At 53.7% G+C, this 8,265-nt stretch carries 8 protein-coding genes and 1 pseudogene; 2 read left to right on the forward strand and 7 right to left on the reverse strand.

Features of this window, described 5'->3' with window-relative positions; genetic code table 11:
- Positions 1-121 precede the first annotated feature (121 nt).
- Positions 122-592, forward strand: coding sequence for a type VI secretion system baseplate subunit TssE (gene tssE, locus ACP7EY_RS21900; protein ID WP_426197407.1), 471 nt, complete (start codon positions 122-124; stop codon positions 590-592).
- On the opposite strand, the gene tssG is transcribed toward tssE, so the two are convergent.
- The 6 genes from tssG to ACP7EY_RS21930 form a co-directional block, all read right to left on the reverse strand.
- Positions 569-1,744 carry a type VI secretion system baseplate subunit TssG gene (gene tssG, locus ACP7EY_RS21905; protein ID WP_426197399.1) on the reverse strand — a complete coding sequence of 392 codons (1,176 nt, stop codon included), beginning with the start codon at positions 1,742-1,744 and terminating at the stop codon, positions 569-571. The genes tssE and tssG overlap by 24 nt on opposite strands.
- Positions 1,693-3,549 carry a type VI secretion system baseplate subunit TssF gene (tssF, locus tag ACP7EY_RS21910; RefSeq protein ID WP_426197400.1) on the reverse strand — a complete coding sequence of 619 codons (1,857 nt, stop codon included), beginning with the start codon at positions 3,547-3,549 and terminating at the stop codon, positions 1,693-1,695. Before tssF ends, tssG begins: the two co-directional genes overlap by 52 nt.
- Before the next feature lie 697 nt (positions 3,550-4,246).
- Complete coding sequence (locus ACP7EY_RS21915) at positions 4,247-4,723, reverse strand: hypothetical protein (protein WP_426197401.1); 477 nt, start codon at positions 4,721-4,723, stop codon at positions 4,247-4,249.
- Positions 4,724-4,742: 19 nt separating this feature from the next.
- Positions 4,743-5,204, reverse strand: a complete 462-nt coding sequence (locus ACP7EY_RS21920; protein WP_426197402.1) for a hypothetical protein — start codon at positions 5,202-5,204, stop codon at positions 4,743-4,745.
- Between the two features lie 96 nt (positions 5,205-5,300).
- Positions 5,301-5,636 carry a hypothetical protein gene (locus ACP7EY_RS21925; protein WP_426197403.1) on the reverse strand — a complete coding sequence of 112 codons (336 nt, stop codon included), beginning with the start codon at positions 5,634-5,636 and terminating at the stop codon, positions 5,301-5,303.
- 467 nt (positions 5,637-6,103) lie between these two features.
- Positions 6,104-6,331, reverse strand: coding sequence for a hypothetical protein (locus ACP7EY_RS21930; RefSeq protein ID WP_426197404.1), 228 nt, complete (start codon positions 6,329-6,331; stop codon positions 6,104-6,106).
- 502 nt (positions 6,332-6,833) lie between these two features.
- On the opposite strand from ACP7EY_RS21930, the pseudogene ACP7EY_RS21935 reads away from it, so the two are divergent.
- A pseudogene (locus ACP7EY_RS21935) lies at positions 6,834-7,133 on the forward strand (IS5/IS1182 family transposase); the annotation flags it as partial.
- A gap of 90 nt (positions 7,134-7,223) precedes the next feature.
- On the opposite strand, the gene ACP7EY_RS21940 reads toward ACP7EY_RS21935, so the two are convergent.
- On the reverse strand, positions 7,224-7,655 hold the full coding sequence (locus tag ACP7EY_RS21940; protein ID WP_426197405.1) for a hypothetical protein: 432 nt from the start codon (positions 7,653-7,655) through the stop codon (positions 7,224-7,226).
- Positions 7,656-8,265 lie beyond the last annotated feature (610 nt).

The following is an 8,265-nucleotide window of genomic DNA, read 5'->3' on the forward strand; positions in this document are numbered from 1 at the left end:
GCGCCGCCATTGCGGCCTCGCTTTCTGATTTGCGCTCACTCAATTTCCTTGCGCAGCTGAGCTCGGATACTAGGCGCTCACTGCAGCGACTTGGGGGGCGATTCAAATGACACAGCGATATATGCCAGGCTTGTTCGACCGTCTCATGGCAGGCAAGGCGCGCACCACGCGTCAGCGCGGCGCTGGCTGGACAGTGGAGGAGTTGAAGGATTCGGTCGCGCTTGCGCTCGAAAACCTGTTCAATACCCGGGCGGCCTTGCCGGAACAAGTATTGGCGGGGTTTCCCGAGGTGCGCGCTTCGGTCATGAACTACGGCCTGATCGACTTCGCGGGAATGTGTTTAAGCAGCGACGATGATCGTAAGAAAATCTGCGCCGCGATGGAGCGGGCAATCGCCGATCATGAGCCGCGCCTCGTTGATGTCAGCGCGACCTTGCGCATCGATGAAAAGCAAGTCAACCGCGTCGATTTTGTGGTGAGCGGGCGGCTCAAGGCCGATGCCGTCGGCGGTGCGGTACGCTTTGATGGCGTGCTGCGCCCGACGACGCAGCAGTATGCGGTATCGAAGTCACGCCTGGCTGGCGATGCTTAGCGACCCCCCGGACGGGAGCGGCGCGAGCGCTTGCACCACGAAGCGCATCCCGACCCGGTCCTCCTTGCCTGGTCGCGTGCGCAGGACGATGCCATGGCCGATGGTCTGCCGCCGCCTACCTGGCGCGGCGAAGGCGAGGCTTTCAAGGTCCTGCCCGCGCAGCATGAGCGCGATTTCATACGACAGTGTCAGCTTGCCGAACACGGCCAACAGCTGCGTGAGTGCCTTGATCCGCGCCGTTTTTGGGCTGAAGCTTTCGAACTGCGCGCGCGTGAGGGGGCCGATGGTCAGGCAGATGCGCAGGTCGGGTCGCCACATGCGCGTACCGAGCACGGTGCGCTCGCCCATTACCATGCCGGGCGCACCATGGCGCCACATTTCGTCGGGCGCCAGATCGTCCCAGTAGCCCACTGTTTCTCGCGCCGCGATGGGGACCCGAAAATAGTCAGTCAGTACGCGCGCGAGCGTGGCGGCCGATACGGGCCGCTGCCGCAACAGGCCGGCGTGGTGCGCAAACACGGCTGTGTCGATGCTGCCATCGCCATCGCCATTGCCAGCACTGCCCGCGGCGAGGCCGCCCCTGCTTTCAGGCGCTTGTGCGGCTACGCCCGCGCGTAGACCCGGGAGGGAGAGCAGCATCGGCAGGAATTCGTCGCCGTCGCAGCCGATTGTGGTCTCGACGCGATATTTGCGCCACGCCTCGTAGAACAGGGCGACGATCCGGGTCTGGAAGATGTCGAGGAAGGCGCGTACGCCTTCGTCGCCGGTCGCGTGCTGCAGGTCGGCAACGCACTGCGTGTAGTGGTTTGGCAGCGCGCCGTGCAGGCCAAGAAAGCCCATGAAGGTGGGCGTCATCGCGATGCCGCGCAGGCTCCCGTTAGCGGGGGCCTGCGCGGCGGCGTCGGCGGCGTCGGCGGCGTCAAGGGCTGTCTCGAGTTCGGTGCGCAGCGCTTCGATGTCGCTGGAAGGGAAACCCAGCGACAGGCTGTTCTCGAAACGCAGGTGAGCGATCAGTGCTTTGTCCGGCGCGACGCCCTGTTCCTTCATATGTAGCAGCAGCAGGCTGACCGCCTGGAAGAAGTTGAAGCGCTGCGGACGCGTCAGCAAGCGCTCGATGATGGACGGAGCGGCTCTGCGGTATGTGGTGGACATAGGATCAATGGCTCCCCGGTCTGCATTGAAATTAGTTCGAGCTCGGTGTAGCAGTTTTGCTGCGCGTTGAGGCTGAAATACTGGTCCATCACCTGCGCAAACAGGTAGATGCTGCGGCCGGCGAATGCATCTTCGTCGATCGTCATGCGGATGCGGATGCCTGGCATCAGCGTCGAGTGCGGGATCGTGCGCAGCCAGCTGCGTACCAGGCCGTGCTCGAGGCCGACGATGCCCTCGATGAAGCGATGCGCCGTCGTCGAACCGGGTGGCTGGTACAGCGTGAGCATCTTGTGAAAATCTTCGAGGCCGGCGTGGGTGAGGGCGTTGTAATCGAGCGTGAGGTGAGCGATCAGGCGCCACAGCGCGTCACCGGCGGTGGCGAAGCGAAAGCTGGCCGAGGGCTTGCGCAACACGCGCACGCGGGCCTCGTGCGCGAAGCCCATGCAGGTGAAGTCGGTCGGCTTCTGCCCGTAGCCAAGGGCGGCGGGCAGGTCGCGGTTGGTACAGTGCAGATCGGTGGCGAGTGTCGGCGAATCGCTGTCGGCGGTGGTCAAGGCCGGGTCGATGAGGGCGATGCGCAGTTCGTGACCGGGGCTGACCGCATCGAGTATTTCACTGCGGCGCGTGAGGTAGTAGTTGCCCTTGTCGGCGGCCAGGCCATCGAAGCTGCGCGCGTACAGGGGAAAAAATGCCGTCGAAGCCAGTTTTCCCTGCGCGGTGCGTATCACGCGCACGGCATCGATGGTGTGTACTTCGTAGCCCGCCGCGTGGGTTGTGTCGGCCAGAACCGGATAGTCTGGCGTGGTGTGATCGAGTTGTATGGCCACGCCTGGCCGCTTGAACAAGTTGATGACGGGCGTGCAATTAAGTAGCAGATGTTTGCTGGTCAGCTCGCCGAGCAGGCGTGCCGCATCGGCGTCTTTGCTCAAACTGGCCACGGCCAGGTGCAGCGTGCAGCGTTTGCAGTCGGCCGGCAGCGAGGCGACGAGGGCCGCCAGGTCGATGTCGATGAAGTTGAATTTGTCGGGATAGGCGAAGTATTCGGTCAACACGCGAAAGGCCTGGCGCGAGCGCGCGCAGAACGGCAGCATGGCGTCGTCGTCCGCAAAGCCCACATGGCCGATCGGCGTGCCGCGCAGCCGATGCCAGTGTGGCGCGTCGTCGCCCTGCACGAAGGCGTCGCGCGTGCGCATGAACAAGGTGTCGAACAAGGTCGCGCGCAGGGACGGCTCGCCGTCGACAAACACGCGCAAGGTCGGCAGTTTCAGTTCGCCCAGGCTGAGCGTTTTGCCGGCGCTCTCGATGACAATGCTGATCGCGGCGTTCACGCCGGGCGAAAGCGCCGTGCCGGTCGGCGCCAGGATATGCGGACTGAATTTGACCGCCCCGATGGCGATCGGCGCAAGTTCAACCTTGTAGGCGCTGACGAATTCGCATTTGACGCCTGCCAGCGGCGGCGCGGTCAGGGCGATGCCACGCGCCAGCGAGCTGCGCGCTTCGCTGTGCTGCGTGCCACCGGCGTCAAATTGCACGATCGTGGACGCAGGGATGGGGCGCAGGTAGTGTGGGTACAGCGCTTCGAGCATGGGTGCGGTAAATTGGGGGAAATTGCTGTCGATGAGGCGCTTGATACGTGCCGTGAGCAAGGCCGTTGACTGGATCACCGACGCCGCTTGCGGGTCAGAACAACTTTCTCCCGCGATGTGCAGGGCACCGGCCGTCTCAGGGTAGCGCTGGGCGAATTGGCGGGTGTAGCCGTTGAAGATGTTCAATTCCTCGGCGTAGTGCCTCAGCAATTCTTTCATGTGCGGTTCCCTTTCAGTTAATCCGCGGGGCGTCCCAACGAATGCGAGGAGGGCCGGAGCTGCGCCGCAGGCATGTAGGCGGCGCCGCGAGTGCGGCGGTCTCGGACGCGGTCGCGCTTGGGGCCATCGACATTATTGTTCAGGGAGAACGAGCACCGTTGCGGGTGGTCAACTTCGGCACAAATGGTAGTTTGGGCGGAGGGGTGCGCCCGACGGTTTGTTTGGGGTGATAGGATGGGTGTTCGCTAGTCAGCGCGCGATAACTCTGGCACCGTTGCTCAAAGGAACTGAGAAACGATTTGCGATGTGCAAAGTGCGGCTTGCTGATCTGCCTGCAGCGGTCGCTGGCCCAGTGCATCATGACGCTACTGAAGGCACGCTCTCTCGGTCCCGCTTCCCCTGCCGATCACCGTTAAATTTCTGCATAGTAAATGCGTGTTTCGATACTTGAAATGACATCTGCGTAGCGCTCAGTCTGCGTCCAGTACGTTCCGCAAGTGTTGCAGTGGTGTAAGTATGTGCACCGAAGGATATTTATCGAAATACGAGGTGGTTGATTGCCAGTTTTCCACATCCGTCCGCAAACCGTACACCCCTTATCTTTTCACTGAATCATCACAATTTTCTTAACTATATCCATTCACCGTAAGACCAGAATAAACAAATGCTACGAAATTCGATTAACGCTCAACAGAATTTAGAGAAGATATTTCAATAGAAAAAACTGATTGCGTGTCTGGTCTTTGAAATCAACTGGTAACGTGTCGATGCAAGATGAATTATCCTTGGGGGAATCGATTTTCTTTCTGGGGCGCGAAGAAGAAGCGTTGCATCCCGAACCGCCAAGACTGCGGGCCAGCGTGGCATCAGCAAGCACTCGGTCGCGGCCAAGCTGCTGCGCGGCTTCCCCCTTCACGCCGTCGCAGTCCTGCGCTTCATCAGTGACCCGGCCGTGCCGTTCACCGACAACGCTGGCGAGCGCGCCGTGCGCGTGCCGAAGATCAAACAGAAAATATCTAGCTGCTTCCGCATGCTTGCCGGTGCCCAGTATCTCTGCGTCATCCGCTCCTGCCTCGACATCCTGCGTGAGTAAGACCACAGTATGCTCCTCGTCCTGCAACGCGCCTTTGCCGGCAATCCAATCTCGGTATCTGCTTAGCTGCTGAACATTCACGTTATTTTTATTTTTAATCTCAGAGGGCAAATTTCTTTAGCACCTCAATTTCTATATTTCTGCATTTTGTTTTAACCGACGAGCTCGGCTCCGTCAATTCATTAATGTGGTTTGAAATAAAATAAAAAATTTGCGAAACGAAAGCTTCGATATACGCAAATATTCCATTTTTCTGGTCTGGATTATTATATTCACTGAGGTGAAAGGCAAGTTCAATAGATTTTAATGTTTTAAGGTTATTTCCATATTGGAATAAATTATAAATAATCATAAGTGATCTAATTATATATTTTATTCCGTTTTTGTCGTAAAATACGGCCATTAGAGATGGATGGCAATATTTTTCTGTTGAAAATTCTAACCTGCATTGACCGTTTGTTAAAGTTATGGCGAAGTCGGAATCCTCACACTCGGAAGATCTTGGTTTTTTAAATTGTATCGCAGTAGACCTAATTATTTCCCCCGATAGTTCGATCACCATTAATCTCCTTGCAACTTTATAAGTTTAATTATATTATCGCGGTAAAAAATCCCCGCTCACGCCGATTTACTAACCCTAATATTCTGGAATTCTCGTTCATGTAAATTTTTCTATTGTGATAGTATATTCGCCAGACCCTTTCCAATGGATCACCCGATAGGGGGTAGTGATCAGTCTTTGCTCTCGGTAGAGCTCCAGGAGTTGCGCCGGACTCCAGCCATTTCCAGATGAAAATAAGGAATTCATGTTAACTAGGGCGCGACAAATATCTGTCCTTTCCAATTTGTTATTGACTTTTTTTAAAAAATTTATTTTATCTTGAGTAAACCCAAGGGCGACCAACTCCATTTGCTTTGTCCGATTTTCGCAAATAACTACTGCGCGATTTCCTGCAATGTCAATGACAACTATTTCATCAGTCAATGATTTCATCGTTTCGCCACGATCGAATTAAGTATTGAATTAATGTAGGTATTTTTTTTGGTGTTGAGATTGAATTTTTTAATTTAAGGGGGGTATGTGCCAGGATAGATACTTGCACGACGAAAAATACTTTCCTCCCCCCCTCAAACGGAATGGGTTGAGATAGTGCCGAAGCGACTGCGAGTCCAGTCCGTCATCACGGGGGGAGCGGGCTGAACTCACGCAGTCGCGCTTTGCCTATCGGTCCCACTACGATTGAAGCTTTACTGGGCGTAGTGTTTGGCTTAGAATTCCTCCGCTGGCGAAACGAATACGATGTATGCCTTTAACTCATATCACTTAAAATGTTAATAATACCTTCAGGCGACAGTTCAATGCCAATATTATGGCCGGGATTTATAACAGGCCATATCAAGCCGGAATTCGGCGCAATACACGAAGCCCATTCATCACCACGCAGTACTCGGCAATAATACTTAATTGCCTAATTCGACTTTTATCGGTGAATGCGCCCAACATTTTGATGCCATTTTTTCATATATAATTGGTCGAAACCCACTGCCATCGTCCGACACTCGTCCGGCAGATGGAAGAGGTAATGATGAGTTAATAAGATTCTGTATAAATATTTCAATTTGAATTGCATTTTCTCGTGCGCGGAGCAAATTTATTTCCAAATCATTCGTTGGGGTAAATGTTTCCAAGATATGACTCCTTCTAAAAAACTCGCGGCAAATGCCAAGTCCATTCATTGAAGCAGGCTGTTAATTCGGGATGCACTGATTTACTCGGCGGCCTCCTGTCAATCGACGTGATGATCTGATCAATAGCGCCATATTCTCTGCCCGCCATTGATCATGCACTAAGTGCCTATTCCCGTAGGTTGGAGTCGCTGCTTGAGCGCCTGGCAGCCGATCGCGGGCCGTCATATATGACTTGCCTCGTCTTAGCCTGGCTAGCCATGCGTCATCCTCTCGCCTTGCCCTCGGCTGCCATGCATCGCCTACGCGCACGTCGCAATCCGCTTCCTCCCCCTACGAGAATAAGCACTAAGGCTTCTACGACCTCGATTGCGCGGCCAAGATAGAGCTCATGCGGCGCAACAGATTTCTCGCTGAAATTGACAAGGTGACGCCGTGGGGCAATCTGCACATACTGATCGAGCCGCTCTATCGGAAAGTCGAAGGTGCAGGGCCTCCGCCCATCGAGATTGAAGCGCTCGGCGACGCCGGCTGCCACGGCTTGGAGAAACGGCCCGAAAACGTCGGCAAGGCGTTGCCCGGCAAAAAAGTGGCGCACGGCGGAAAAGCTGGGACATGTGAAAACCAGCATGCGGGCGAAGTTGAGCTTTCATTCCATGTCATCAATAACCTGTTCCGTCACCGCAAGACGCGCTAATGCGGTCTGGTAAAGAATGCCGCACAGTTGTTTACACTGTTCGCCTTCGCCAAATTTTTGCTGACCCGCAGGCGCTTTACAGTCACTGAAACCCGAAGAGCGTCTTGATCGCCGCAAGGCAATCACGATTGCCACGGTATGACATATTATTCGTAGCAATCTCGGCATATTCAGGATTGGCAGCGGCCAATTAAATTGTTATACAATAATAAGATTGACCACTCCATCCTTCGAATGACTTATTTCTTCCATGCAATAGTGCGGATCATTGAGGAGTCGCCATTTTATAAATGGCAGTGTTATCCTGGAATTAATATGGAACCGATTTTTTAGTTTTACCACTACACTTTGATGGTCTGGCCACCCAGGTTTTGCGATGCTTATAATCTGATTTCCATTTTTCATTTCAAGTAAAACTATTTTTTTCAAACCTAGCGGAAGCAGGTTAAAAATTTCTAACCATTTTTCCTGCGAAGTAGGGTTTTTATTTGCAATTGAAGATTGTATTTTTTTTTCTATTGATGCAATTTCAGCATTTAATCTTTCAAGGTTCCATATTTTTTCCTCGATGAAGTCGTAGTGTGGATTTAATTCATTGCCGTTATTTTTCCAAGGACTTTTATGCTTCATACTTACCTACCTATATTGGTCTAATTTTTCCTGGTGTCAATTTTGAAATATCACTCGGCGAAACGTAGTATTGGACAGCACCGCCAGCACCGAATTGGCTATTCCGTTTTGCGATTGATTTCGCAACGCATATATCTTGATTTACGCGAAATGCTTGTACCAGTGTGCGCATTTTGCGAGGGTTTCCTGCGGAATCATTCCCGGGCGTAACTTGTGTAAGTTCGTGATATTTTATAACGTCGCCTTTTGATTTTATCAACGTGTGATTAGTTACTCCAAACCCAGGTGCACTCCCTGGCGATAAAGAGTATAGTATTGCTCCAGCTTTAAGCGGTTTGTCCTCATAGCTATCTACTCCGATATATGGGTTATTTGGGTTTGTTGCGGTACCTTGGGTTAGCATAGCTTCTGCCGAAGGATTCTTTCCAAAGCACGGATCACAGGCAAGATTTATATTACATTTTTTTGCCAACCCGAGTGGATCAACCCCCCAATCCACCGAACTTAAGCGGACGGCCCATTTTTTCTCCGTCGACATCATTTAATTCTTGACAGGAGTGCCGCTTCGCGCGGCCGCCGCCCTGATTGCGAGGGGTGTTCGCGAGCAGGG

It is taken from the genome of Massilia sp. DWR3-1-1, assembly GCF_049898325.1.
GTDB lineage: Bacteria > Pseudomonadota > Gammaproteobacteria > Burkholderiales > Burkholderiaceae_D > JAFCUW01.